Annotated in this window: 16 protein-coding genes and 2 pseudogenes; 5 read left to right on the top strand and 13 right to left on the bottom strand. The window is 72.4% G+C overall.

Features of this window, described 5'->3' with window-relative positions; all coding sequences use genetic code 11:
• Positions 1-91: 91 nt before the first annotated feature.
• From ACWC21_RS31265 to ACWC21_RS31255, 3 genes are all read right to left on the bottom strand, one after another.
• A complete protein-coding gene (locus ACWC21_RS31265) occupies positions 92-622 on the bottom strand; it encodes a DoxX family protein (protein WP_450886655.1) in 531 nt (176 codons plus the stop codon).
• Positions 623-830: 208 nt separating this feature from the next.
• On the bottom strand, positions 831-2096 hold the full coding sequence (locus ACWC21_RS31260) for a hypothetical protein (protein ID WP_450886653.1): 1266 nt from the start codon (positions 2094-2096) through the stop codon (positions 831-833).
• 246 nt (positions 2097-2342) lie between these two features.
• The gene (locus ACWC21_RS31255; protein WP_450886651.1) at positions 2343-3137 is read right to left on the bottom strand and encodes a class II aldolase/adducin family protein; all 795 of its coding nucleotides are present in this window, start codon (positions 3135-3137) and stop codon (positions 2343-2345) included.
• A gap of 254 nt (positions 3138-3391) precedes the next feature.
• Between ACWC21_RS31255 and ACWC21_RS31250 the strand changes: the two genes are divergently transcribed.
• A complete protein-coding gene (locus tag ACWC21_RS31250) occupies positions 3392-3865 on the top strand; it encodes a pyridoxamine 5'-phosphate oxidase family protein (RefSeq protein WP_450886650.1) in 474 nt (157 codons plus the stop codon).
• 30 nt (positions 3866-3895) lie between these two features.
• On the opposite strand, the gene guaA is transcribed toward ACWC21_RS31250, so the two are convergent.
• On the bottom strand, positions 3896-5473 hold the full coding sequence (gene guaA, locus ACWC21_RS31245; RefSeq protein WP_450886648.1) for a glutamine-hydrolyzing GMP synthase: 1578 nt from the start codon (positions 5471-5473) through the stop codon (positions 3896-3898).
• 314 nt (positions 5474-5787) lie between these two features.
• Between guaA and ACWC21_RS31240 the strand changes: the two genes are divergently transcribed.
• On the top strand, positions 5788-6117 hold the full coding sequence (locus ACWC21_RS31240) for a chorismate mutase (RefSeq protein ID WP_450886647.1): 330 nt from the start codon (positions 5788-5790) through the stop codon (positions 6115-6117).
• Positions 6118-6476: 359 nt separating this feature from the next.
• Positions 6477-7532: an LPXTG cell wall anchor domain-containing protein gene (locus tag ACWC21_RS31235; protein ID WP_450886646.1), complete on the top strand. Its 1056-nt coding sequence runs from the start codon at positions 6477-6479 to the stop codon at positions 7530-7532.
• A gap of 83 nt (positions 7533-7615) precedes the next feature.
• On the opposite strand, the gene ACWC21_RS31230 is transcribed toward ACWC21_RS31235, so the two are convergent.
• The 4 genes and pseudogenes from ACWC21_RS31230 to ACWC21_RS31215 all read right to left on the bottom strand — a co-directional run.
• Entirely contained in the window at positions 7616-9415 is a 1800-nt protein-coding gene (locus tag ACWC21_RS31230) for a GMC family oxidoreductase N-terminal domain-containing protein (protein WP_450886645.1), read from the bottom strand.
• 50 nt (positions 9416-9465) lie between these two features.
• A complete protein-coding gene (locus ACWC21_RS31225; protein WP_450886644.1) occupies positions 9466-11082 on the bottom strand; it encodes a succinic semialdehyde dehydrogenase in 1617 nt (538 codons plus the stop codon).
• A gap of 105 nt (positions 11083-11187) precedes the next feature.
• Positions 11188-12051, bottom strand: coding sequence for a serine/threonine-protein kinase (locus ACWC21_RS31220; RefSeq protein ID WP_450886643.1), 864 nt, complete (start codon positions 12049-12051; stop codon positions 11188-11190).
• A gap of 45 nt (positions 12052-12096) precedes the next feature.
• Positions 12097-12270, bottom strand: a pseudogene (locus ACWC21_RS31215) (MBL fold metallo-hydrolase); the annotation flags it as partial.
• A 20-nt stretch (positions 12271-12290) separates the two neighbouring features.
• On the opposite strand from ACWC21_RS31215, the pseudogene ACWC21_RS31210 reads away from it, so the two are divergent.
• Together ACWC21_RS31210 and ACWC21_RS31205 are read left to right on the top strand one after the other, a co-directional pair.
• Positions 12291-12650: pseudogene (locus ACWC21_RS31210) on the top strand (helix-turn-helix transcriptional regulator); the annotation flags it as partial.
• A gap of 345 nt (positions 12651-12995) precedes the next feature.
• Positions 12996-15008, top strand: a complete 2013-nt coding sequence (locus ACWC21_RS31205) for a glycosyltransferase family 2 protein (RefSeq protein ID WP_450886642.1) — start codon at positions 12996-12998, stop codon at positions 15006-15008.
• On the opposite strand, the gene ACWC21_RS31200 is transcribed toward ACWC21_RS31205, so the two are convergent.
• From ACWC21_RS31200 to ACWC21_RS31180, 5 genes are all read right to left on the bottom strand, one after another.
• Positions 15001-16593, bottom strand: coding sequence for a serine/threonine-protein kinase (locus ACWC21_RS31200; RefSeq protein ID WP_450886641.1), 1593 nt, complete (start codon positions 16591-16593; stop codon positions 15001-15003). The two genes, ACWC21_RS31205 and ACWC21_RS31200, sit on opposite strands and share 8 nt — an antisense overlap.
• Positions 16594-16669: 76 nt before the next feature.
• Complete coding sequence (locus tag ACWC21_RS31195) at positions 16670-18349, bottom strand: serine/threonine-protein kinase (RefSeq protein ID WP_450886640.1); 1680 nt, start codon at positions 18347-18349, stop codon at positions 16670-16672.
• A 147-nt stretch (positions 18350-18496) separates the two neighbouring features.
• Positions 18497-21115 carry a protein kinase gene (locus ACWC21_RS31190; RefSeq protein WP_450886638.1) on the bottom strand — a complete coding sequence of 873 codons (2619 nt, stop codon included), beginning with the start codon at positions 21113-21115 and terminating at the stop codon, positions 18497-18499.
• A 163-nt stretch (positions 21116-21278) separates the two neighbouring features.
• Positions 21279-23390, bottom strand: a complete 2112-nt coding sequence (locus ACWC21_RS31185; protein WP_450886636.1) for a serine/threonine-protein kinase — start codon at positions 23388-23390, stop codon at positions 21279-21281.
• Between the two features lie 198 nt (positions 23391-23588).
• Positions 23589-25295 (bottom strand): glycerol-3-phosphate dehydrogenase/oxidase, encoded by a 1707-nt coding sequence (locus tag ACWC21_RS31180; RefSeq protein WP_450886635.1) that lies wholly within the window; start codon positions 25293-25295, stop codon positions 23589-23591.
• Positions 25296-25469 lie beyond the last annotated feature (174 nt).

Here is a 25469-nt window from a genome sequence, read left to right as displayed (position 1 = left end):
ACCCGCGTACTGGATGTACTCGGGTGGTGCGACAACGCGGCGAGGTGCCGTGCCGGGCGTCGCGAGCCGGTGAACCTTTTCGGTCGCAGCACTAGCGGAGGTCCGCGGTGCGCTGCCGTCGCCTCGCGCGCAGGGCCGCGTCCAGGGAGAGGTACGGGGCACCGGCGAGGACGAGGGGCAGCCAGGCCATCAGGTAGGCGAGGTCATTGCCGTAGTAGTACGGGTCGGAGGCCCAGCTCACCGTCAGCCACAGGCTGAGCGAGATCAGCGCGCCGCCGAGTGCGGCGAGGCGACCGAGCAGGCCGATCAGGGTGCCGATGCCGACGGCCAGCTCACCGAGGGCGATGCCGTAACCGAAGCCGACGGGGTTCTTCAGGGCGAGGTCGACCAGGGCCGGGATGGCCGAGGAGTCGCGGACGGAGCGCATGGTGTCGCCGATGGAGCCGGCTCCGCCGGACTTCATGAAGGCGCTGCTGGTGAGTTTGTCGAGGCCGGCGTAGATGAACGTGACACCGAGGAAGACGCGCAGCGGAAGGAGCGCGTAGTGGGTGGCGGTGTCCCGCCAGTCCCGGCCACCGCCCTCTCGACAGGCCTGTGTGTCCATCCGCATACCGTGAGTCATCGCTGCAGCCGCCTCTCGCCCGCCGTGCCGAGCCCTCACCAGACGATACGTACGACAGGTCGGCCCCGCTCACCCCCGTCGCCCACGTTTTTCCGAATTCTCAGGAGAGTCAGAGGTGGGCGAGATGAAACGGATGGACCGGATGGCCCCGATGGGCCCGATGAGTCGGGTGTGTGCCCGGCCCACGCTCATACTCCGGTCCCCCGGTTCACTCCGTCACCTGGACCACGCACCGGTTCGTCGCCACCCCGGCAGCCGTCACGATCTGCACCTCCACCGAGCCGGGCTCGACCTCGGCCGGTACGGGGACGGTCAGCACGGTGTCCGTGGGGTTGCTGAAGCCGCCGGTGACGGGGACGAGCGGGACGTGGACGTTGACGGCGCCGATGCGCACCACCATCCGGGAGAGGCGGTCGGCGGTCTGGGCGCCGGGTGGGACGAAGCCGGTGCCGCGGATCTCGATGTCGTCGCCGGTGCGGATCGGACCGTCCAGGTCGCCTGCCTCACGTGCGCGGACCACGGAGTGGATGACCGGACGGCCGCCTTCCGCGTACTTGCCGGCCAGGTAGGTGGCCGCCGACACCAGCACCACCACCGCCAGCCCCCACGGCAGGTCGGGCAGCCGGTCGGGGCGGCGGGCGAGCCGTACGGCGGTGAACAGCAGGGCGACGGCGCTGATGACGACGTACTGGATGTCGGCGAAGTTGCCTCGCCCGGCGTCGTCGGTGAGCAGGTCGGCCGCGCTCGGCCGGTGGGCGCGCACCTTCTGCAGCCGCTGGGCCGCGACCCGCGTCCCGACCACCCGCCGGACCAGCATCGCGATCACGCACACCACGGCGAGGACGGTCACCACGCCCGCTCCCCGGGCGAGACCGAGGCCGGAGATCAGCATGTCGCGCTCGGCGTGGCCGGAGGCGGCGGCCAGCCGGCCGGCCAGGAAGAGCACGGCGTAGGTCAGGAACAGCACCCAGACCGCCGCCACGGTTCGGGAGGTGGACATCCGGTGGTCCTCGCCGATGACCGGCGCCAGCACCCCGCCGCGGGCCCGGTGGAACCAGGACGCGGCGGTCAGCGCGCCGGCCGTCACCAGCGCGGCGAGCAGTCCTGCGGTACGGGAGGTGGTCCAGCCCGCGCCGATCGCGGTCAGCGACTGCACCAGCAAGAGCACCACCACGGCCGTCCACACCGCGCAGGCGGTACGCACCCAGAGCCGGGCCAGCCAGGCCTCGCCCTCCGCCCGGCCGCGCTCGGCGACCGTCTCGGCGGCCTGCGTCAGTTCCTCGGAAACCCACTGCCGGGACGCCGAGGCGGAGTGGGCCACCGCCGGCGGCAGCCCCTGCCCGGACGCGAACTCGTCCCGTTTCAGCAGGAAGGCGGCGACGGCACGCCGATGCCCTTCGCGCGCCCCGTGCGGACAGTCCCCGCAGGCGCAGCCGCCCGCGTGCACGCCCTGCCCAGCCTGCTGCACCGCCACGCCCGACGCCCGCCTTCCCCACGACCCTCGGCACGGCCGGAACCGCCCTCCGCGGGCCCGGCCGTCGCCGTGGAACTCCCCGGTGACAAAAGCGAATTGTGCCCTAGTCGGCGCCGTCCGCGTCCGGCATGCGTGGTCACGCCGGGTGAAGCCGGTCCTGCGGTGTTGACCCTGCTGCGAGAAGGGGCGGAGGGCGTGCACGGACCCGGGCAAGCGCGGCCGGCTCGGCGGTCCGGCCGGCGGGTCCTACTCGAGCAGGTCGGGTTCGCTGCGGCTGATGTCCTGCCACAGCGGCTGGTAGTTGATCCAGGCGACGAGGTCGCCGCCGAGTTGCTCACGGGTGGCCACCGCGAGCTTGTGGTCGATGAGAAGCGGGCGGCCCGCCGCCTTGGCCATCAACTGCACCTGGCAGGACCGCTCCATGGAGAGGAACCACCAGGCCGCCGCGTCCACCGAGTCGCCGACGGTCAGCAGCCCGTGGTTGCGCAGCACCAGCGCCTTGCGGCTGCCGAGGGCGGTCGCGATGCGCCGTCCCTCCTCGGCGTCGACGGCGACGCCCGTGTAGGCGTTGTACAGCGCGTGGTCCTCGTAGAAGGCGCAGCTCTCCTGGGTGATCGGGTCGAGCAGGTCGCCGAGGGCGGACAGGGCCCGGCCGTGCACCGAGTGGCAGTGGGCGACCGCGACGACGTCCGGGCGGGCGGCGTGCACTTGGGCGTGCACGGTGAAGGCGGCCTGGTTGACGTGGTAGCGGCCCTGGATGACCTGCCCGTCCTGGTTGGCCAGTACCAGGTCGCTGACGGTGACGTGCTTGAACGGCAGACCGAAGGGGTTCACCCAGAAGCAGTCGGTGAACTCGGGGTCGCGTGCGGTGATGTGCCCGGAGACCCCGTCCTCGAATCCGGACCGTCCGAAGACACGCAGCGCGCCCGCGAGCCGTTCCTTGCGGTGCCGTCGTTCGTCCTCGACCGAGTCGTGCATGGGCGGCATGGCGAACCGCAGCTGGTCGGTGGGCAGCGGCAGAGGTGGGGTGGGCCCGTGCATAGGTCCTCCAGCACTGGGTTTGCTTTACGGGGCGGAAGTTACCGTCAGTCAAGTCAAAAGGGCAGGGGCGTTCTGTAAAGATGACGCACTCAAGGGGAATGCGGCCTTCGCGTGGCTCACCGGCCTGGTGTGCGGAAGCCGCAACGGGACGAGTCGGGACGTGAGCGGTTGGTGCGGCCGGTGCCGTAACGGGTGTGAGCTGCCGCCTCTGATACCCGACAGAGGATGTCGGGTATCGGCGCCACACTCACCGTATGACAGTGAACTGGGCGGCCTTCGCCGCCACGGAACCCGGGCTCGCCGGGCTCGTCGAGGAGCGCTTCGGCGCCTTCACCCACCATGTTCTGGTCACCCTCCGCCGGGACGGCTCGCCCCGCACCAGCGGCCTGGAGGTGCGTTTTCTGCGCGGCGAGCTGTGGCTCGGCATGATGCCGGACTCGTGGAAGGCGCTCGACCTGCGTCGCGATCCACGTTTCGCGCTGCAGTCGAACCCCGGGCCGGGCGCGGACCCGGGTCCGGGTGACGTGCGGATCAGTGGGCGGGCGGTCGAGGTGGACGACCCGCGGACGAAGGGGGCGTATGTGAAAGAGGTGGAACCGCCGCAGCCGTTCCACCTCTTCCGCACCGAGCTCACGGAGGTCGTGCGGACCTACGTCGAGGACGACACGTATCTGGTCGTGCAGGTCTGGAAGCCCGGTGAGCCCTTGCGCGTCGTCAAGCGCAAGTGATCGCTCCTGAAGCGATCGCTCCTGAAGCGATCACTCCCACTCGATCGTGCCCGGCGGCTTCGAGGTGACGTCGAGGACGACGCGGTTGACGTCCCGGACCTCGTTGGTGATCCGGGTCGAGATCCGGGCCAGCACGTCGTACGGCAGCCGGGACCAGTCGGCGGTCATGGCGTCCTCGGAGGAGACCGGGCGCAGCACGATCGGGTGGCCGTAGGTGCGGCCGTCGCCCTGGACGCCGACGCTGCGGACGTCCGCGAGCAGGACGACCGGGCACTGCCAGATGTCCCGGTCGAGGCCGGCCGCGGTCAGTTCCTCGCGGGCGATGGCGTCGGCCTCGCGGAGCAGGTCCAGGCGCTCCTTGGTGACCTCGCCGACGATCCGGATGCCGAGGCCCGGGCCGGGGAACGGCTGCCGCTGGACGATCTCCTCCGGGAGGCCGAGCTCCTGGCCGACCATCCGGACCTCGTCCTTGAAGAGCTTGCGCAGCGGCTCGATGAGCTTGAACTCGAGGTCCTCGGGGAGGCCGCCGACGTTGTGGTGGGACTTGATGTTGGCGGTGCCGGTGCCGCCGCCGGACTCGACGACGTCGGGGTAGAGGGTGCCCTGGACCAGGAACTCGACCGCCGGGCCCTGGTCCGCGATGATCTCGGCCTGGGCCTGCTCGAAGACCCGGATGAACTCGCGGCCGATGATCTTCCGCTTCTCCTCGGGGTCGGCGACCCCCTTGAGGGCGGTGAGGAAGCGCTCCTCGGCGTCGACGACCTTCAGCTGGACGCCGGTGGCCGCGACGAAGTCCTTCTCGACCTGCTCGGTCTCGCCCTTGCGCATCAGGCCGTGGTCGACGTAGACGCAGGTCAGCTGGGAGCCGATGGCCTTCTGCACGAGGGCGGCGGCCACCGCGGAGTCGACGCCGCCGGACAGGCCGCAGATCGCGCGCCGGTCGCCGACCTGCTCGCGAATCGCGGCGACCTGCTCCTCGATGACGTTGCCCGTGGTCCAGGACGGGGTGAGGCCCGCACCGCGGTACAGGAAGTGCTCCAGCACCTGCTGGCCGTGCGTGGAGTGCATGACCTCGGGGTGGTACTGGACGCCGTACAGCTTCTTCTCGTCGTTCTCGAACGCGGCGACCGGGACGACGTCCGTGGACGCCGTGACGGAGAAGCCCTCCGGGGCGGCGGAGCAGGCGTCGCCGTGCGACATCCAGACCGCCTGCTCGGCCGGGGTGCCCTCGAAGAGGGTGGAGGCCGCCTTGGAGACGTGCAGGTCCGTACGGCCGTACTCGCGGGCGCCGGTGTTGTCGACCGTGCCGCCGAGGGTCTGCGCCATCAGCTGGAAGCCGTAGCACATGCCGAAGACGGGAACGCCGGCCTCGAACAGCTCGCGGTCGAGACGGGGAGCGCCCTCCTCGTACACCGACGAGGGGCCGCCGGAGAGGATGATCGCCGCGGGGTTCTTGGCGAGGATCTCCCGGACCGGCATGGTGCTCGGCACGATCTCGCTGTAGACCCGCGCCTCGCGGACACGACGGGCGATGAGCTGGGCGTACTGCGCCCCGAAGTCGACGACCAGGACGGTGTCGGGAGCGGCGGCGGGGTTCGCTGATGACACGAGGTGCCTTCCGGCGGTTGGGCGGGGTCTGTAGTTGCCGAGTCTACCGGGGCGGCCGTGGGCGGCCTCGCCGTCTCCCGGCGGCTGCCGCCCCGGACGGGCCGGACGACGCCGGACCCGTGGCATACTGGCCCCATGCTCACGCACCCGACCTTCGTCTTTACCTATGGCAACCGGCCCACCGGCTGCCATGGTCGTGCTGCTTGAGCCACTGACAAGCGACTTCCCAGGCGCCCCGGGCCGACAGGTCCGGGGCGCCTGTGTTTTCCCGGTCCTGTCGCCTCGGGGAACCGCATCCCACCAGGAGCCCCGCCATGACCGCCGTGACCACAACGAGCGCCGTGACCCCCACGACCGCCACGAGCGCCACGACCGCCACGACCGCCACGACCGCCACGACCGCAGAGCAGACGATCGCGGACGCCCGGGAGCGCATCGACACGCTCGACGACCGGATCATCGGCCTCATCCAGGAGCGGATGGCGGTGTCCGCCGTCGTGCAGGAGACCCGCATCGCCTCCGGCGGGCGGCGCGTGCACCTCTCCCGGGAGATGGAGATCCTCGGCCGCTACCGGGACGCCCTGGGCAAGCCCGGTACGCCGCTGGCCATGACACTGCTCGAACTGTGCCGGGGCCGCATCTGAGTCCGGTCGCCCTCACCCGTCCGGCGCGTGACCGTCCGGCCCGCGGCTTCGTTGGTCCGGGTGCCCGCGCCGGCCAGGGGCGGGCCGTCGCTCCAGGAGAACGACCGGACGGCAGGGGACAGCAGCCCGGTCACCCAAGAGAACGACCGGCCCCGGGTGAACCCGGGGCCGGTCGGCGTGCTCCGGACCCGTCGCTGTGACCCAGGCCACATAAGGATTTTGTGAGTGGCAGGGCAACCATTCACAGCTTTCACAGGTCACACCTGCGGAAACAACGGCCACATCCGTGCCCCACACGCGGAGGCCTCACCCGACGTCGTACTGCGGTGCCGCAGTACGCAGCACCTCTTGAGGTCTTCATGAAGCTTCGCCGTGCCATGGCCGCAGCGGCCGCGACGGCTGCCATCGCGCCGATCGCGCTGCTGTCCGCGCCGGCCGCGTTCGCGGAGGAGTCGACGTCGTCGGCCCCCACCGAGTCCGTGACGACGACCGACACGCCGACCGACACGCCGACCGACACCGCGTCCCAGACCGGCACGCCGACCGACACTCCGACCGACACCGTCACCCCGACGGACACGACGACGGACACGACGAGCCCGGCCGACACCGTCACCCCGACGGACACGACGAGCGCGGCCGGCACCACGAAGCCCACCGTGGCGGCGGCACCGACCGACACGACCGGCTCGCCCTCGGAATGGCCCAGCGAGTGCCCCGTCGGGGATGACGGTGTGGACCCCGACTCCCAGCTGTCGCTGGACGTCTCCGGCCTTCCCGGCAAGATCGTCGCGGGCAGCGGCTGGCACTACTTCAGCCTCACCGCCGCCAACCACAGCGACGTGGCGCTCGGCGAGGTCCAGTGGCTCGCCGCGGTCGACAACGCCTCCGAGAGCGACAACGAGAAGGACTGGCTGAGCGCCTACGCGCGGCTCGAGTACTTCGACCCCGCGACCAAGGCGTGGGAGTCGCTGGCCGACGAGATAGGAAACGGCTACTTCTTCGGCCAGACCGACCTCGGTGCCAAGGAGACGGTGGCCATCAAGCTGCGCGTCGACATCAGCTCGAAGGCCCCCGCGGGCGGCGGCTACGCGCTCGGCCTCGGCGGCTACGTGGACCCGGAGAAGGAGTGCGTCCACAGCTCCTTCGCCTACTACGGGTTCACCGTCCTCGCTCCCGGCAGCGACAACGACGACCCCGGCAAGGCCGAGCCCAAGCCGGGCGACGACGACAAGCCCGCCGGCGGCAAGGAGCCGCAGGGCGGCGCCAAGGAGCTGCCGCCCACCGGCAGCCTCGCCTCCACCGGCTCCAGCTCCGCGCTCCCGGTCATCGGTGTCGTCGGCGGTGTCGCCGTGGTCGCCGGTGCGGGGGTCGTGTTCGCGGTGCGGCGGCGCAAGGCCTCGGCCGGCGCGTAGGCAAGGACGACCGGCGAGCCCGGTAAGGAGGGAGGGACCCGCGCTCGGAGGGGGGTGCGGGTCCCTCCCTTCGCGCTCGCGGGCTACTTCTTCGGCACCGCCGGGATGCCCAGGAACGGCAGCCGCAGGGCCCCGAAGGCGTCGGCCGGGACCACGGGACCGACCGGCTCGACCGGCTGCAGCCGCTGGTACGGCTCGCCCTGCGCCGGACGCGGGTCCGCCTCGCCCTTGTTGGGCCAGTACGACATCGCCCGCTCCGCCTGCGCGGTGATCGTGAGCGAGGGGTTCACACCCAGGTTGGCGGAGACCGCCGCGCCGTCGACCACCGAGATGCCGGGGTGGCCGTACAGCCGGTGGTACGGGTCGATCACGCCCGTCTCACGGGAGTCGCCGATCGGGCAGCCGCCGAGGAAGTGGGCGGTGAGCGGGGTGCCCATCAGCTCGCCGACATTGCTGCCCGCGAAACCGTTGATCTCGGCGGCGAGGGCCGAGGCGGCCTCCGACGCTGCCTTGATCTGCTTGGGGTTGGGTGCGCCATGGCCCTGGCGGGCGGTCAGCAGGCCCTTGCCTACGCCGTCCGGCTTCAGGTACGTCGTCAGGGAGTTGTCCAGCGACTGCATCACCAGGCCGATGATGGTCCGCTCCGACCAGCGGCGGTTGGACAGGGAGCGGACGACCAGCAGCGGATGCCGGGCCGCGTTCGACAGCCAGGCCAGGACGCGGGAGGTGCCCTCCGCGTAGGGCACCTGGAGGATGGACAGGCCGCCCATCGCGTTGGAACCCTTGCCGTAGCGGACCGGCTCGATGTGCGTGTTCTCGTCCGGGTGGACGGAGGACGTGATCGCCACGCCCCGCGTGAAGTCGGCCGCGGGCTTGCCGTGCGCCCTGCGGTAGCGCCGGTTGTCGGTCTGGGCGCCGACCAGCGCCTCGGAGTTGGTGCGGGTCAGCTCGCCCAGCCGGTCGGAGAGGTACGGCAGCTGGCCATGGGCCTTCATCCGGTGCAGCAGCGTCTGCGTGCCGTAGGTTCCGGCGGCGATGACGACCCGGCGGGCCGTGAAGGTGCGGCCCCTGCCCTTCTTCTGGTCCGTCGGCAGCGTGGCGACCGCGTACCCGCCGCGCGAGTCGTCCGTGACGGACATGACCGTGGTCATGGGGTGCACGACCGCGCCCGCCTTCTCGGCGAGGTGGAGGTAGTTCTCGTTGAGGGTGTTCTTCGCGCCGTGCCGGCAGCCCGTCATGCACTCGCCGCACTCGGTGCAGGCCCTGCGGTCCGGTCCGGCACCGCCGAAGTAGGGGTCGGCGACCCGCTCCCCCGGCTCGGCCTTCGTCGTGCCGTCGGCGTCCTCGCCGTCCCCGAAGAACACCCCGACCGGCGCCAGGTGGAAGGTGTCGCCGACGCCCATCCGCTGCGCCGCCGCCTTCAGATGCACGTCGGAGGGGGTCATCGTCGGGTTGAGCCGCACGCCGAGCATGCGCCGCGCCTGGTCGTAGTACGGCTTCAGCTCCTCCTGCCAGTCGGTGATGTCCCGCCACTGGGGGTCGTCGAAGAAGGCCTTCGGCGGTACGTAGAGGGTGTTGGCGTAGTTGAGGGAGCCGCCGCCGACGCCCGCGCCCGCCAGCACCATGACGTTGCCCAGCAGATGGATGCGCTGGATGCCGTACATGCCCAGCCTGGGGGCCCAGAGGTAGTTCTTCAGGTCCCAGGAGTTCCTGGGCAGGGACTCCCGGGTGAAGCGGCGGCCTGCCTCCAGGACGCCGACACGGTAGCCCTTCTCGGTGAGGCGGAGCGCGGTCACGGACCCGCCGAACCCCGATCCGACCACGATGACGTCGTAGTCGTACGCGGTGTCGTCCTGCTCGCGGACGGAGTTCTCCTGCGACACGTGCTCTCCTCGTCGAGAACGGGTGCCGGCGGCCGGTTGACGGCCGCCGTCTAACGGAAGCGGAACGCCTTCATCAGCTTCAGGCTGGTGCTCATGAACGCCGCGTACTTCTCGTCGTCCATGCCCAGCGACGGGGCCATGGGCAGCAGCCGCTGCTGGGCGATCGTCTGGGCCTCGGTGTACTTGAGGATGCCCTCGGAGCCGTGGCGGCGGCCGAGGCCGGAGTCCTTCATGCCGCCCATCGGGGACTGGACGCTGCCGTAGGCGGGGGCGTAGCCCTCGTTGACGTTGACGGTGCCGGTGCGCAGCCGGGCGGCGACCTCGCGGCCGCGGCGGCCGTCCTTCGTCCACACCGACGAGTTGAGGCCGTACGGAGTGGAGTTGGCGAGTTCCACCGCCTCGTCCTCCGTCCGGAAGCGGTAGACGGAGACGACGGGGCCGAAGGTCTCCTCCGTGCACACCGACATCGGCTCGGTCACGCCGTCGAGGATGGTCGGCTCGTAGAAGTACGGGCCGATGTCCGGGCGGGCGACCCCGCCGGCGATCACCTTGGCGCCCTTGGCGACGGCGTCGTCGACGTGCCGGGTGACGGCGTCCAGTTGCCGGTCGCCGACCAGCGAGCCCATGTCGGCGCCGTAGGCGAGGGACTTGCCCAGCCGCATCGCCCTGGTGCGGGCGGCGAAGCGCTCCAGGAACGCGTCGGCGATCGACTCGTGGACGTACAGCCGCTCGATGGAGATGCACAGCTGGCCGGCGGAGGAGAAGCAGGCCCGGACGGCGCCCGCCGCGGCCTTCTCGATGTCGGCGTCCTCGAGGACCAGCATGGCGTTCTTGCCGCCGAGTTCGAGGGAGACGCCGACCAGGCGGGCGGCGGCGCCCTGGGCGACCTCGCGGCCGGTGCGGGTGGAGCCGGTGAAGGAGACGTAGTCGGCGCGCTTGACGACCTCCGGGCCGACGACGGGGCCCTCGCCGAGCACGACCTGGAAGACGTCGGCGGGCAGACCGGCCTCGATGAGCAGGTCGCGGGCCCACAGGGCGGTCAGGCAGGTCTCGGTGTCCGGCTTCATCACCACCGCGTTGCCCGCGACGAACGCGGGAAGCGCGTCGCCGACGGACAGCTCCAGCGGGTAGTTCCAGGGGGCGATCTGGCCGACGACTCCGCGCGGGTGGCGCAGTTCGGTGACCTTGGTGAGGGTCGGTACGGCGCCGGTGTGCCCCTTCGGCTTCAGGTACGCGGGGGCCTTGCGGCCGTAGTGCCGGGCCGCGACGGCGACGGCCTGCACCTCCTCGTGGGCGTGCAGGCGGGCCTTGCCGGTCTCCAGCTGGATCAGGTCGAGGACCTCGGCCTGGCGTTCCAGCACCAGGTCGTGGAACCGGAGCAGTACGGCGGCGCGCTGCCGTACCGGGGTCTGGGCCCAGACGGTCTGGGCGGCGCGGGCGCGGTCGAAGGCCTCGGCCACGTCCTCGGGGGTGGACTCGGGCAGGTCGGCCAGCTTGTCACCGGTGAACGGGGTGTGGCTCTCGGTCTTGCCGGAGCCCACGACGCCCTTGGTGAGCTGGGCGACCAGCTCCGGGGTGACCACATCGGCGGCGGTACGGGCGCCCTGCGGTGCCGGGGCGAGCGGGTTGGTGCCGATGGCCTGGTTCGTGGCCTGCGAGTCCGTCATGACGCGCAGGGTATTCCGCGGCGACGCCCTTTGGGTACCCGTCGGTAACGAGGATTCACCGAGTACTCACACGGCGCCAGTGTCCACTGGCAGGGAATGCGCTGATCAGGGCGTTGTGGGGGTGGCGGTCAGCGCGGGCCGGGTGTTTCCGCCGCCCTCGGAGCCCTCGGAGCCCTCGCCGCCCTCGCCGCCCTCGGCGATCGCGGCCAGCGCCGCTGCCGCCTCCTCGGCTTCCGGGCGGTCGGCGGGCTCCGGCGCCAGCAGGCGGGTGATCAGGGTGCGGAGACCGCTCGCGTGCTCACCGGGGCCCTCCTTGACGGCGGCGTGCAGCAGTGCGCCGAGGGACCACAGGTCGGAGGCGGGGCCCGCACCGGGCTCCGCGCCCCGCTCGGGCGCGACGAAACCGGTGTCGCCGGGGGAGTCGGCGCCCCCGTGTACGTGTCCTGTGCCGAAGTCGGTGAGGACGACCCGGCCGGTGCCGGACTCCAGCAGGACGTTGGCGGGTCTGACGTCCCGGTGGACGATGCCGACCGAGTGCGCCGCGCGCAGGGCACCGAGGACGGCGAGGCCGACGCGGGCGGCCTCCGGGGCGGGGAGGGGCCCGCGCGTCAGGAGCGTGCGGAGGGACTCCCCCGGGACGAACTCCATGATGATCCAGGGGAGTCCGTCCTCGAAGACGACGTCGTGGATGCGGATGGCGGCGGGATGTTCGACGCGGGCGGCGGCGCGGGCCTCGCGGTGCAGCCGGTGGGCGGTCCGCCGGTGGGCCTCGTCGTCCGGGTCGCCGGGCGGCAGGGGCCGCTTGACGGCGACGTACCGCTGCGTCGACTCGTCGAGCGCCCGCCAGACGGTGGCCGGTGCCGTGCCGGTGCCTGCGGGGCCGATGCGCTCGAGCAGCCGGTAACGTCCCACGAGGAGACGTTCGTCGGGCACGCGTCCGTCGGGCGTACGTTCGCCGTCTTCACTCATGCCCCATGAGTACCGTGCGCACCGCGTTCTTGTCGAAGCGAGCGGTCACGCGGCCCAGCGGTGGAGCGAAAACCCGTCACCCCGGCGCCGTATCTCCACCGCACCGGCTCCACCGAAGTGCGCGGGCACCACCAACTCGTGCTGCTCGGCCGCCCGTTCGAGGACGCGCCGCCTGCTCGCCGCGGCCCGCCCCGGATCGAGGCAGAAGCAGCTGTTGCACTCTGTGGACCACGGAGACGGAGGCGGCGACGGGAACCTGGCCGGCCGTGCTCAGCGACCCGGTGACCACGGCCGCCCCGAGCGCCGCGCACTCGGACCCGACCGCCCCCTGGACCAACGACCGCCTGGCGGCCGAGGCCGGCGTCTCCCGCGCGACCCTCGCCCGCCGCTTCGCCTCCCTGGTGGGCCGCCCGCCCATGGCCTGCCTCACCTGGTGGCGCCTCACCCTGGCGGCAACCCGCCTCCGCGACACGGACGCCCCCTTGGCGACGGTCGCCCGCGAGTCCGGCTACGCCAGCCCGTACGCCCTCTCGCACGCGTTCAGCCGGGAGTTCGGGGTGACTCCCGGGAGGTACCGGGCGAAGGTCCGGGCTGGATGAACGCGGACTTCCGGACCGAGGGCTCCGCAAAGCACTCGCTCTCCTGACTTCCCTTCCGGTCTCGGAAGTCACAATCGACCGACAATGTCGGCGATACAACACAAGAGCCGGTCAACACAATGTCATTGTCCAAGGCCGGCCATCGATGTGAGCAGGGTCCGGCGGCGGTGCGCCGTTTCGACTTTCACCACGTCAGAAACCCTGCACGACAGGGGGCAAAACGGCCGTCGGGTCACATGGCCAAGGAAACCACCTGAACGGACACTTCACCGGGCAGTCACCCCGCACCCATCGGCAGCCCATGATACGTTCACAGGCCATCAAGTCTGCCACTGAGAGCGTCAGGTGACTTCTACCACCGTTTCGGTGATTATCGCCGCGTACAATGCAATGCCTTATCTGACGCGTTGCATCACCTCGGTCGCCGAGCAGACCATCGGCCGGGACCGGCTCGAGGTCATCGTCGTGGACGACGGTTCGACCGACGGTACGGGGGACGAGCTGGAGCGGCTGAGCGGTGTGTATCCGGGGCTGTTGCGGGTCATCCGCCAGGAGAACTCCGGTGGGCCCTCGGCCCCGCGGAACGTGGGGCTCGAGCACGCTCGGGGGGAGTTCGTCTTCTTCCTCGACGCCGACGACCACCTCGGTCCCGAGGCCCTCGACCGCATGGTCCGCATGGCCGAGGACAACGGCACCGACATCGTCCTCGGCAAGATGGTCGGCGTCGGCGGACGGGGTGCGCCCGCGTCGATGTTCAAACGCAACCAGCCCCGCACCGACGTCTTCTCGTCCCGCGTCTACTGGACGCTCAACCCCCTGAAGCTCTTCCGCCGGGAGCTGCTGGAGCGGCACCGGCTGCGCTTCCCCACCGACCTGGCCATCGGCGAGGACCAGCTCTTCGTCGGCGCGGCCTACCTGCGCGCCTCCGGCATATCCGTGGTCGCCGACTACGACTGCCTGTTCTGGGTGCTGCGCGAGGACGAGGGCAACATCACCCGTCGGCTCAAGGGGTCGGAACACCGGCTGCGGTTCCTGCCGCGCGTGGTGGACATGATCCTGGAGAACGTGCCGCCGGGGCCCGGCCGTGACCATCTGGCGCACCGTCACCTGACCGTGGAGGTCCAGCAGGTCCTCGCCGACCAGCTCGCCTTCGAGCCGCGCGAGACCCAGGAGAAGATGCTCGCCCAACTGGCCGAGGCCATCGAACCCTTGTGGCACGACGGCATGAACGGCCGGCTCTCGGCGATGGCCCGGCTACGGCTGCACCTCGTCCGCAACCACCTGCTCGACGAACTGCTGGAAGTCATCGGGTTCGAGAAGGAGCTCGCCCGGCGCAAGGCGGCCACGCCCCTCCTCATCGAGAACGGCCGCGCCTACGCCCGCTACCCCTTCCTCCGCGACCCCGCCCACCCCGTCCCCGACTCCTGCTACGACGTCACCGCCCAGCTCGGCACCCGCCACCACGTCACCCGCGCGGAGCTGCACGGCACGGGCACCCTCCACCTGGCCGGCCACGCCCGCATCCACCGGGTGGAGACTCTCGACGTCACCACCGAGCTGGTCCTGCGCGAGCGCGACAGCAAGGCCGAGTACCGGCTGCCCGTCACGCACACCGCGACGCCCGGCCTCGGGGCGGCGGAGGACGAGGGGCGGTTCGCCTACGACCTCGCCGGGTTCGAGGCCGCCGTCGACATCGCCACCGCGGCGGACGGCAAGCCGCTCCCCGACGGGCTCTGGGACGTCTCCCTCGCCGTCGGCGCGCAGGGGCTGTCCAAGGAGGTCCGCATCGGCAGCAAGCGGGCCGACGGCGTCTTGGGCGAGGCGGTCACCCAGGTCGTCGGAGCCGGCCATGAGCTGCGCGCCGTCACCCTCTACACCACCAGGCCGCACGGCAACTTCACCCTCGACCTCGGTGAGCGCAAGCACGAGGTACCGCCCCGCCTCGGCGTCGGCGAAGTCCGCTGGGCCGCCGACGCGCCCACCGAGCTGGAGGTCACCGGACGGTGCACGCTCGCCGGGTACCCGGACGGCGCCCTGGTGGTGGAGTTGACGAACGGTACGGGCGGCACCGTCGTCGCCTTCCCCGCTCAACGGGTCCCGGCCTCCCCCGACGGCGAGTTCGTGGTGCGCGTGCCGGTCGCCGCGCTGCCCGCCGGGATCTGGGGCGCAGAACTGCGGCTCGGGCCGTGGGTGTTGCCGCTCCCCCCGCTTCCACCGCACCTGGCCCCCGCGAAATGGCGTCGGCGCTGCCTGCCCTGGTACGCCAGACCCGTCCCGGACGGCGGCGGGCGGTTCGCGCTGCGGGTGGCGAGGACCGACCTCGTGAAGGCGCTGTCGAAGCGGCTGCCGCTCAGGTAGGTACGAACGTGTCGACCGCCACGTCGAAGTACTCCCGTGCCTCCCGCACCTTCCCCACCGGCGCCGACACCCACACGTCGTACAGCCGGCCGTTCTCCTCCCAGCACAGGTCGTAGGTGTGCCGGGGACCCTCCGCCGCACTGAAGCCCTTCCAGGTGAACTCCCAGAGGGCGGCGGGGTGTCCGCCGTGCGTGGTCCCGGTGATCCGGCCGTCGTGGTACCCCGGGTTGGTGCTGGGGCCGTCGGCGGCCGCCCGGCGCATCACCGTCAGCGGGCCGTCGGTCACCGAGTCGGTCGTCCTGATGCCGAGGCGGAAAGTGTCCCCCGGCGACATGTAGAAGACACGCTCGCCCTGCGGATCCCGGTCGAAGCCCTCCGGTACGGCCAGGGAGAAACCGGCCGGGTCCCGGGCGAGACGGTAACCGGAGGGAACGGTGTGGGAGCTGGCGGCGGCCGGGCTGGTGGCGGCGCCGCGGGTCACGGTGACCGTGGGAGCGGGTGAGGCGGACGTGCTCGCCGAGGTGCCCGGCGCCGGGCTGGTCGGCGTACCGCCACCGTCCCCGCCGCCCCCGTGGATCAGCAGCGCCGCCGCCGACACGCCTGCCCCGGCCACCGCGGCGACGAGCAGCGCGGCGATCAGTACGCCCCGGGCTGAGCGGCCGACCGGAGCCGGCGCGGGCGGCGGTGGCGGCGGCTGCCGGGGGATGTCCCGCTCCGTCGGCGTGTACGGCGTCACCGGCGCCTGCGGTGTGCGGCCCGTCTCCAGGAACGCCCGCAGCATCCGCTCCGCCTCCGCCGCGTCCAGACGCCGGTCCGGGTCGCGCTCCAGCAGCCCGCGTACGACCGGCAGCAGCGGGCCGGCCTGGGCGGGCGGGCGGATCTCGGCGGCGACGACGGCGTGCAGGATGCCGCCGATGGAGTCCCGGCGGAAGGGTGACTCCCCGCTCAGCACGGCGCACAGCAGTGCGCCCAGCGACCACAGGTCGGACTCGGGGCCGGTGCGCGCCTCGGACATCCGCTCGGGCGCCGTGTACTCGGGCGAGCCGACGAAGGAACCGGTCTCGGTGAGTGTCGTCGCCCCGGCGACCCGGGCGATCCCGAAGTCGGTGAGGACGACACGCTCGGTGCCGGACTCGACGAGCACGTTCGCGGGCTTGATGTCCCGGTGCAGGACGCCGGCCTCGTGCGCGGTGCGCAGCGCGCTCAGCAGGCCGATGCCGATCCGGGCGGCCTCGGCGGCGTCCACCGGGCCGCGCTCCGCGATCCGGTCGGCGAGCGAGCCGCCGTCGATCAACTCCATGACGATGTAGGGGCGTTCGCCGTCCTCGACGACATCGTGCACGACGATGATGTGCGGATGGCGCAACTGGGCGACCGCGCGGGCCTCGCGCAGCGTTCGGTCGCTCCGCTGCCGTGCCTCCTCCCCGGGGAGGGAGGCTTCCAGCGAGAGTTCCTTGACGGCCACCCGGCGGCCCAGCAACTGGTCGGTCGCCCGCCACACGACGCCCATCCCGCCGCGCCCGATCCTCGCCTCCAGGCGGTAACGGCCCGCGATCACACGGCAGTCGTCCCCCTCGGTCCCCATGGGCCCATCATGCCCCACACGGACGCGAGCGCTCCGGACCGTACGCCCGGGTGGCCGACAACCGACGCTCGAAAGGTCAGGAGGAGGGCGGCCGCCAGCTCTGCAGCACCCGCGTGAACTGCTTGCTCGTCCTCGTCCAGTCCTTCTCCGGCGTGGACATGTAGATCGCGTATTCGGTGCCCTCCCGGGAGTAGTACGTCTCCTCGACCGCATGGCGCGGCCCGGCCACGTGCGGCGGGTCCTTCGCCAGCGCGTCCCAGGTGTACTCCCACCGGGAGCCCTTGCAGTCGCGGTAGATGTTGGGCTTCATGGCGAGCTGCTGGTAGCCGACCAGGCGCTGCCGGATCTGCTCGTCGAGGTCCTTCTGGTGGGAGTAGGCGTCGGGGAAGTCCGGTGAGGTGTCGATGGCGATGCGCACGAAGTGCCTGCCGCCGTCGGGCGAGTAGTCGATCTGCCTGATACCGCCGGCGGTGCTGTACACCGAGCGCGTCCAACTCGCGGAGGGCACCGAGATGCTGAAGCCCAGCGGGTCGGTCTTGGTGACCCAGGTGTCGGTTCGGTGGGCGTCGCCGGGGGCCGGTGCGGCCCCGGAGGCCGCCGCGTCCCCCGAGTGCCCGGTCCCGTACTTCTGCCATGCCGCCGCGCCGGCACCGCCGACGACGGCGGCGAAGGCGACGACGAGGGCGAGCGTACGGAGGCGGCGGCGCCGGGGGCGGGACGGCTGCGGCGCGAGGACGACCGGGGGTGCCAGCGCGGTCGGCGCGGTGCCGGGGCCCTGGCCGTGACGGTAACTCTGGCTCTGGCTCTGGCCATGGCTGTGGCTATGGCTGTGGCTGTGGCTGTGGCCAGGGTTGTGGGAAGGCGCGCCGGGGTACTGCGGCCCCGTCCGCGTGAACGAGCCGTCGTGCTGCGTCGGTACGAACGCCTGAGCCGCGCTCGACCGCCGCCCCTCCGCGGCCTCCGCGAGCATCTGCTCCGTCTCGTCTGCGCCGGGCCGGTGCGCCGGGTCCTTCTGCAGCAGGGCGGTGATGACGGGACCGAGCGGTCCGGCGTGCTCGGGTTCGGCGACGTCCTCCTCGACGACCGCCTGCATGGTGCTCAGCGGTGAGGTGCGGCGGAACGGCGAGCGTCCCTCGACCGCCGTGTACAGCGTGGCGCCGAGCGCCCACAGGTCGGAGGACGGGCCGGGGTCGTGGCCGCGCACCCGCTCGGGGGCGAGGTAGTCGACCGAGCCGACGACCTCCCCGGTGCGGGTGATGGTGCTGTCACCCTCGATCTGTGCGATGCCGAAGTCGGTGAGCAGGACGCGGCCGTCCCTGCCGAGCAGGACGTTGCCCGGTTTGACGTCGCGGTGCAGCACACCGGCGGCGTGTGCGGCACGCAGGGCGCGCAGCACCCACATGCCTATGCGGGCCGCCTCCCGTGGTTCGACGCGCCCCTGTTCCTTGACGGCGTCGGCCAGTGAGGAGCCCTCGACCAGCTCCATCACGATCCACGGGCGGCCGTCGTGCTCCAGTACGTCGTGCACCGTGACGACGGCGGAGTGGTTGATGCGCGCGGCGGCGCGGGCCTCGGCCCGGGTCCGGGCGAGGAGGACGGCCTGGTCGCTCTCGGAAACGTAGAGCGCGGCGGTCAACTCCTTGATGGCGACCGTCCGGTGGAGCACCTCGTCGTGGGCGCGCCACACCCGGCCCATGCCGCCGCTGCCGATCGAGTCGGCGAGCCGGTAGCGGCCCGCGATGAGCAGGCCCTGCATCTGATTCACGTTGCCCCGCAATGGTCTTGACAGGGTCAGACTAAGGACCCGCCTGCCGTCAGGGAACAAGCGGGGTGCCATGGAGACACCACTGTGACGGTTTTCGCTTCTCGCGGCCGGAGGCAACCGTGGGACGGTGTTCCGGCGTCACCGGGTGTACTGGTAAGTAGCCGACGCCTGCTCGTACAGCCGCGTCACCTCGTCGCGTTCCGCCTCCGGGCCGCGGACCTGCACGATGTGGTAGCGGCCGGCCAGGAGGATCGCGATGTTGCGGACGAACAGGTCGCGGCCTTGGCCGTCGGTCCAGGTGAACTGCCCCTCGGCCATGGTCCGTCCGCCCACCTCGATGGTCCTCAGGCCGGTGGCCGTGGCCCAGCTGGAGTCGCGGTAGGGCTGGAGCTCGCTCTCCCTGTCCCGCTGGTACTTCATGGGGTCGCTGCCGTAGTGCGACGCGCTGTCGCGTCCGGGGACGACGATGAGCTGGAAGTCCCCGTGTGCGTAGACCACTTCGCCCTGGCCGTTCTTCGGCGTGCGGCTCCAGCCCTTGCCGACGGCGAGCTGGAAGCCCTCGGGGTCCTTGCGCAGGGTGAAGCCGTCGGCGACGCCCGGGCCGGTGGTGGTCTGGGTCTCGGTGGAGGGTGCCGACCGGGAGGGGCTGGGGTCGGTACCCGGTGAGGTCCCGGCCGACGACGGCGAGACGCTCGGCCGGGGTGCCTGGCTCGCCTGCCCGGCGGCGCCCGTGCGGTCGCCGCTGTCCTTGGCCTTGGGCATGAACAGCACGGCGTAGGCGACCGCGCCGGCCAGCAGGAGCAGTATCAGGACCAGCAGGGTACGGCCGAGGCTGCGCGGTGAACGCGCCTCCTGCCTGGCCCGCTTGTGCCGGCCGTGCGCACCGGTGGCGGGCAGCCCGGCCCGCCGCCTGCGCACCAGTTCGCCACGTCGGCGCACGATCGGCAGCCGGCTCGGGTCGGGCGGCGGGGCCGCTATGACGTGCGTGCCGGCTTCCGGTTCGGGCGCCGACCGCACCAGGGAGCGCAGCCAGCCGCCCAGTTCCTCGAAGTCGAGCCGCTCGGTGGGGTCCTGCCGCAGCAGCGACTCCACGACCGGCCTGAGCGGCCCGCACTCCTCCGCGTAGGCGGGCGGCTCGGCGCACACCAGTTGCACCAGTTCGGCGGTCGACTCCTCCGGGTACGGGGCGTGCCCCTGTACGGCCCGGAAGAGCAGCGCGCCGAGGGCCCACAGGTCGGTGGCCGGTCCGATGGGCGCCGCGAGCTGCCAGTTCTCGTGCACGGGCCCGGCCTGCTCCGGTGCCCACCGCTCGGTCACCGGCCCCACCACGGTCATCCGGACCTGCCTCGCCCGCTCGGCGGCCAGGGGGGTGGCGGGGGTGCGGTGGGCGGATTCCCAGCGGGGTGCGGCGCCGCCGGTGGCGGGGGCCTGGTGCGGCTCGCCGGGGGCGGTCCCGCTCGGGGGCAGCGCGGTGCGCGGCCGGCCGCCGGTCACCGCGGGCGGCGCGTCTTCGGGTGCGCCGCGCGGCACACCGCCGGGCCTGGGAGGGGGCTGCACGCCGTAGGGGTCGGCGATCCGGCCGGGCGGCGTGGAGCCGGTCCGGCGGCCGGCGTCCTGCGCCGGGAGGACGTACGGCGACTGCACCGCGCCGTACGCCCGGCCCACGGCACCGGAGTCCTGGCCCGGGAGGGCGTACGGCGGCTGGGCGGCGCCGTTCGCCTGGCCCACGGCGCCCGTGTCGGCGCCCGTGTCGCCGTCGGCGGACGGGCGGGCGCCGGGCAGTGCGGGCCGGGTGTTCTGCTGGGTCTCCTGCACCCGTGCCGCGGCTCGCGCGCCCGCGCGGTACGCGGCGATCGCACCGGCCCGCGCGGCCCTGATGTCCTCGCCGGTCTCGGGCGCCCGGCGGGCCGGCACGCCCGGCCCAGGGCCGACGCCCGTCTCCTCCGCGCCGGGTGCGAGCCCGCCGGCCGCCCGTGCCTGGATCGCGGCCCGCCGGGCGGCCTCGGGGTCCGTCTCCACGGGCTCTTCGGGAGCCGCACCGCCGGGCGGCCCGGAGACGGCGGGCCCGACCGGACCGCCGGCGCCCGACGGCCCCGCGAGGCCCTCGCCGCCGCCCGTTCCCGCCGGGTGGCCGTCCTGGGCCGGCACCGGGTCGTACCCGCACAGCGCCTCCTCCGCCGCGCCGACCGCGAGGCCGGTCAGCATCACCCGCCCGTCGTCGCAGACCAGGACGGTGCGGGCGGTGATGTTGCGGTGGACCCAGCCGTGGGCGTGCAGCACCCGCAGCGCCATCAGCACGTCGGAGGCGACCTCCGCGGCACGGTACGGCGTCAGCGGCCTCTCGGCGAGCAACGCGGCCAGCGGACGTGCCGCGACCAGTTCGCTCACTATCCACAGCGAGCCGCCCTCGGCGAACACGTCGAAGACCTGGTCGAGCCGCGGGTGGTCGGGGATGGAGGCCGCGGCCTGCGCGGCCTCGACGGCACGTCGCACCGCCGGGTCGGCGGGCTGCCGGGTGGCCGCCCGTGCCGCCGACGGCCGCCGGGCGCCGGGCTGCCGTGCCGTGAAACCGTCGGGCAACCCGTCGGCGTCGAGCACCTCGGCCTCGACGACCTCCGGCAACGGCACCTGCCGGACCAGGACTTCCTGCCCGCTGTAGGTGTCGAAGGCCCGGGTCTCGGTGAGTTCGTACTCGTCGGAGGGCGGCAGCGGCAGGCGGTAGCGGTCGGCGAGTACCCGACCCGCATAGTCGTCCACTTTGCCTCCCCCGGCCATCCGGTCGGTCAAATCCGCTCGTCAGGCGGCCCGTTCTGTATCGGACCTGGATGCGTACGGTCCGCAGCCACTCACGATACGTGCCGGAGGCAACCTGCATTGAGGGATGCGGGATTCTCCCGCCCCAAACCCGGGCGGGCTCGGCTCACCGCTTGGGCCGGAAGGACGCCGTCAGCGTCTTCCAGGTGTCCTTGCGCAGTTCTCCGCCCCATTTGGCCGCCTTCGCCGTGTACATGAGCGCGTACCCCTGGTGGCCGTTGACGACGAATCCGCGGTCGATCGTCCGGTACGCGGTCCCACCGTCGACGTAGGTGAACTCCCAGTCGGCCGCGTTCCAGCCGCGGTAGCCCACCTGCTCTATGCGGATGCGGTGGTACTGCGCGCGCACCATGTAGCGTTCCTGGCTCTTCCAGTCCGCCACCGGGTCGTTCTTGGGCGTGCTCGTCCAGGCGATCAGCAGCTTCTGTCCGTCGGGACCGGTGAAACGGTCTCCCGCGGCACTGGCGGACCGGTACTTCCAGCCCTTGGGCAAGCCGATCGAGTACCCCTGACCGCCCTTGTGCACCGACACCGCGGGCGCGCTGCCGCCGCCACCGGGACCCGAGGAGCCGCTGCCGGTCTGGCTGGCGACCGGGCTCGCGTTCGTGGCCGATCCGGAGGCCGTGTCCGAACCAGTCGTGGTGGACGGTGGATTGCCGCTGTCCGTACGGGTGCCGCCGTTCCTGTCCTCCTTGGGGCGGGCGCTCGAACTCGCCACGGGCTTGCCGTCGTTGCTCTTGGCACCCTTGGAGTCGCCGTCGCCGCCACCGAGCGTGATCGCCAGCACGGTCCCGAGCACGGCGAGCGCCACGACCAGCGCGATGATCAGCAGGGTCCGCCGGGGCACGACGTCGGTGAGCGGCGCCCTGGGGACGGGCCTGGGCGGCAGGTCCAGGTCCGGCGGCGGCACGACGGGCCATCCCGAACTCGGCTTCCTCGCCCCCTCGCCCGACCGCTGGCCCGGAACCGATGCCGACGGGCCCGTGGGGGCGGACGGGCCGGACGGGGCCGACGGGACGGGCCGGGACGCGGACGAACTCCCGGACGCCTTGCCGGCCGGGGCCGACGTGGCGGACTTCCCGGCAGCCTTCTGTCCGGACGCCGTGGTGGCCCGCGCGCCGGCCGCGCCGCCGCCGGCACCGCTCTTCGTACGGGAGGTGCCCGCCGCGGCGACTCCCCCGGCCGTCACGGCCTTGCGCACGGAGCGCAGCTTGCCGCGCAGTTTCTCCGCGGGCTCCTTGCCGGAACCGGCGTCGGCCGCCCCGTCCTTGTCACCGGTGCCGCCGGTACCGTCGGCGTCGTCGGGCAGCACCGGCAGCGGCACGACCCGGGTCGCGTCCATCGCCTCCGGCTCGGGGGCGTTGACGACCGCCCTGAGCATGGCCCGGGCGCCTGCGTCGTCGAGCCGTGTGGCCGGGTCCTTGGTGAGCAGCCCGTGGATGACGTCCCTGAGCGGGCCGGCGTTCCTGGGTTCCTCCAGCTGCTCGGTCATCACCGCGGTAAGCGTGGCGATGGCCGAGCCCTTGTCGTACGGCGGCGTGCCCTCGACCGCCGCGTACAGCAGGCCGCCGAGCGACCAGAGGTCCGCGGCGGGGCCCGGCTTGTGGCCGCGGGCCCGCTCCGGGGAGATGTAGGAGGGGGCGCCGACGAGCATGCCGGTGGAGGTGATGGACGGGTCGCCCTCGACCTGCGCGATGCCGAAGTCGGTGAGCACGACCCGGCCGTCCTCGGCGATCAGCACGTTGGACGGCTTCACGTCCCGGTGCAGGATGCCCTCGCGGTGCGCCGAGCGCAGCACGTCGAGGATCGCCAGCCCGACCTCCGCCGCGCGCCGGGGCTTCAGCACGCCGTCCTCGCGGATGACCTCGGCGAGGGACTTGCCCTCGACCAGTTCCATCACGATCCACGGCCGGTCGTCCTCTTCGACCACGTCGAAGACCGTCACCGCGCTGTTGTTGCGGATCCGCGCGATCGCCTTGGCCTCGCGCAGGGTGCGCGTGATCAGACGCCGCTTCTCGTCCTCGTCGATGTTCGACGGGAACCGCAGCTCCTTCACGGCGACCGTCCGCCCGAGGGTCTCGTCCTGGGCGCGCCACACGGTGCCCATGCCACCGCGGCCGAGTACGTCCCCCAGCCGGTAGCGCCCGGCGAGAAGACGCTCGCTCTTGTCCTGACGAGTCTCCTGACGAGAAGTCCCCGCCCGCTCCGCCTCCGACATGCGTCCCCTCATGCAACCCGCCCTGACAGAGCCTCCATTGTCCCTCACCCGACAAGTGCTCGACGCCGTGGGGGCCCCGCACCCCCTCCGGGGCCCGTGGATCCGGGGAGCGGGTGAGGTGCGGGTTCGGCGTGTCGGTGTGACGGGCCGTGACAACGGACGCGTTCTCAGGCCGTTCGGACGTCCTCCCGGAGGGTGCTACAGCGGCACGATGTCCGGTGCCCCCAGCCGTGCCGCGTCCGCCGTCAGGTCGTCCGGCTGGCGCTGCGACTCCCGCTCGGCCTCGACCCGCTTCTCGTAGTGCTCGACCTCGCGCTCGATCTGGCCCTTGTCCCAGCCGAGCACCGGCGCCATCAGCTCGGCGGCCTCGCGGGCGCTGCGGGAGCCGCGGTCGAAGGTCTCGATGGAGATGCGGGTGCGGCGGGTGAGGACGTCGTCCAGGTGCCGGGCGCCCTCGTGGGAGGCGGCGTACACGATCTCCGCGCGCAGGTAGTCGTCGGCGGCCTGCAACGGTTCGGCGAGCGTGGGGTCGGAGGCGATGAGGTCCAGGACCTCCTCGGCCATGGAGCCGTACCGGTTCAGCAGGTGCTCCACGCGCACCACGTGCAGACCGGTCCGCGCGGCGATCCGGGCCCGGGCGTTCCACAGCGCCGTGTACCCCTCCGCGCCCAGCAGTGGGACGTCCTCGGTGACGCAGTCGGCGACCCGCATGTCGAGCCCGTGCACCGCCTCGTCGACGGCGTCCTTGGCCATCACCCGGTACGTCGTGTACTTGCCGCCGGCGACGACGACCAGCCCCGGCACGGGATGGGCCACGGTGTGCTCGCGCGACAGCTTGCTGGTGGCGTCGGACTCGCCGGCGAGCAGCGGGCGCAGCCCCGCGTAGACGCCCTGGACGTCGTCACGGCTCAGCGGCACCGAGAGGACGGAGTTGACGTGTTCCAGCAGATAGTCGATGTCGGCGCTGGACGCGGCCGGGTGGGCCTTGTCGAGGTCCCAGTCGGTGTCGGTGGTCCCGACGATCCAGTGCCGGCCCCAGGGGATGACGAACAGGACGGACTTCTCGGTGCGCAGGATCAGGCCGGTCGTGGAGTGGATGCGGTCCTTGGGCACGACCAGGTGGATGCCCTTGGACGCGCGGACGTGGAACTGGCCCCGCTCGCCCACCAGCGCCTGGGTGTCGTCGGTCCACACACCGGTGGCGTTGACGACCTGCTTGGCGCGGATCTCGTACTCGCCGCCGCCCTCGACGTCCTGCACCCGGGCGCCGACCACCCGTTCGCCCTCGCGCAGGAAGCCGGTCACCCGCGCGCGGTTGGCGGCGTGGGCGCCGTACGACACGGCCGTGCGTATGAGGGTCGCCACGAAGCGGGCGTCGTCCATCTGGGCGTCGTAGTACTGCAGGGCGCCCACCAGCGCGTCCTTGCGCAGGGCGGGGGCCACGCGCAGCGCGTGCCGGCGGGACAGGTGGCGGTGCATGGGCAGGCCCCGGCCGTGACCGCGGGCCATCGACATGGCGTCGTAGAGGGCGACGCCCGACCCGGCGTACCAGCGCTCCCAGCCCTTGTGCTGCAGCGGGTAGAGGAACGGCACCGGCTTGACCAGGTGCGGGGCGAGGCGTTCCAGCAGCAGGCCGCGTTCCTTCAGGGCCTCGCGGACGAGGGCGAAGTCGAGCATCTCCAGGTAGCGCAGGCCGCCGTGGATGAGCTTGCTGGACCTGCTGGAGGTGCCCGACGCCCAGTCGCGGGCCTCGACCAGTCCCGTCGACAGTCCCCGGGTGACGGCGTCCAGGGCGGTGCCCGCGCCGACCACGCCGCCGCCGACCACCAGTACGTCCAGTTCACGCTCGGCCATCGCCGCCAGTGACTCGGCGCGCTGCGCCGGCCCCAGTGTCGCTGTCCTCACCGCTGCCTCCCGCTCTCCGTCATCGGTCGCGCGGGCCGCACCTGGTGGGCGAAGCCCGGTTCCTCTTCCCCATGCCCAGAATTCTGACCCCCTTGCCCCACTTCAGCCACCACTCGCCCCCAGCCTGTGGACAACCGGCTCGTGAGCAGCGGAAGACACATGACCACAATCCCG

The sequence above is a fragment of the Streptomyces sp. NPDC001348 genome (assembly GCF_053597535.1).
The sequence above is the reverse complement of the archived record's forward strand: the minus strand, read 5'-3'. Positions and strand labels throughout refer to the sequence as shown.

Excerpts from the sequence above, each read along its gene's own strand:
- ACWC21_RS31200 (WP_450886641.1), bottom strand. The coding sequence starts at position 16,593 with ATGGGGACCGAGGGGGACGACTGCCGTGTGATCGCGGGCCGTTACCGC.
- ACWC21_RS31255 (WP_450886651.1), bottom strand. The coding sequence starts at position 3,137 with ATGCACGGGCCCACCCCACCTCTGCCGCTGCCCACCGACCAGCTGCGG.
- ACWC21_RS31240 (WP_450886647.1), top strand. The coding sequence starts at position 5,788 with ATGACCGCCGTGACCACAACGAGCGCCGTGACCCCCACGACCGCCACG.
- ACWC21_RS31195 (WP_450886640.1), bottom strand. The coding sequence starts at position 18,349 with ATGCAGGGCCTGCTCATCGCGGGCCGCTACCGGCTCGCCGACTCGATC.
- ACWC21_RS31185 (WP_450886636.1), bottom strand. The coding sequence starts at position 23,390 with ATGTCGGAGGCGGAGCGGGCGGGGACTTCTCGTCAGGAGACTCGTCAG.
- ACWC21_RS31225 (WP_450886644.1), bottom strand. The coding sequence starts at position 11,082 with ATGACGGACTCGCAGGCCACGAACCAGGCCATCGGCACCAACCCGCTC.
- ACWC21_RS31250 (WP_450886650.1), top strand. The coding sequence starts at position 3,392 with ATGACAGTGAACTGGGCGGCCTTCGCCGCCACGGAACCCGGGCTCGCC.
- ACWC21_RS31220 (WP_450886643.1), bottom strand. The coding sequence starts at position 12,051 with ATGAGTGAAGACGGCGAACGTACGCCCGACGGACGCGTGCCCGACGAA.
- ACWC21_RS31235 (WP_450886646.1), top strand. The coding sequence starts at position 6,477 with ATGAAGCTTCGCCGTGCCATGGCCGCAGCGGCCGCGACGGCTGCCATC.
- ACWC21_RS31265 (WP_450886655.1), bottom strand. The coding sequence starts at position 622 with ATGACTCACGGTATGCGGATGGACACACAGGCCTGTCGAGAGGGCGGT.